1 protein-coding gene is annotated in these 407 nt (G+C 48.6%); it reads left to right on the top strand.

Translation table 11 applies throughout. The features are described from left to right. A partial coding sequence (locus lacNas_RS03040; protein WP_201335796.1) for a MucBP domain-containing protein occupies positions 1-407 on the top strand: 407 nt, incomplete at both ends.

The following is a 407-nucleotide window of genomic DNA, read 5'->3' as shown; positions in this document are numbered from 1 at the left end:
ACTCCAAACGAGCCAACTCCGACCGTACCAGGCTACTCAACTGATGTTCCGAACGTAACTCCGGAAGATCCAACTAAGGACACTCCTGTTGTTTACACTCAGAACAAGTATGGTCTGACTGAAAAGTTTGTCGATGAAGACGGCAATGAACTGTCACCGAGCGTAACGAAGGGGACTGAGTACAAGACTGGTGACAGCTACGACGTAACGAGCGATGCCAAGGTAGTTACCGGCTACGTTCTGGTTAATACGACTGATACCACTGGTACTTTCGATGAAAGTGACAAGACTGCTGTCTTCACTTACAAGAAGGTCGGTAAGATCATCCCTGTAGATGAAAACAACACGCCAATTCCAGGTGCAGATACGCCGACTTACGAGAACGACCCAGACGACCCAACCAAGGT

The organism is Lactobacillus nasalidis, from assembly GCF_016587775.1.
In the GTDB taxonomy this organism is placed as follows: Bacteria; Bacillota; Bacilli; order Lactobacillales; family Lactobacillaceae; genus Lactobacillus; species Lactobacillus nasalidis.
This window is presented reverse-complemented; position numbering and strand designations above follow the sequence as displayed.